Raw genomic sequence first — 233 nt, 5'->3', positions numbered from 1 at the left:
CCTATGGTGCGCCGACCCGGCCAACCGCACCGACCTGATCCATTGCCTAGCGCACCGGACCTATCTCGCCCTCGACGTCGACCTCGTGGCCCGGGGCTTCGCGGGCGATGCGATCCTGGACGCGGCCGGCGCGGCGCGGCCGAGGCCGGGCCGTCTCGACCGCGGCGCCGACGTGCAGGAGCCGCGGCCCGAGGCCGCGCGGTGGCTCGTGACGCAGATGGCCGCCTCGCAGC

General features: G+C 76.4%; 1 pseudogene. It reads left to right on the top strand.

The features are described from left to right. A pseudogene (locus AC0IY0_RS29110) lies at positions 1 to 233 on the top strand (nitrate transporter); the annotation flags it as partial.

It is taken from the genome of Methylobacterium sp. AC315 (assembly GCF_979253755.1).
Note: the sequence above shows the minus strand (reverse complement) of the source record. Positions and strands in the feature narration are given on the sequence as shown.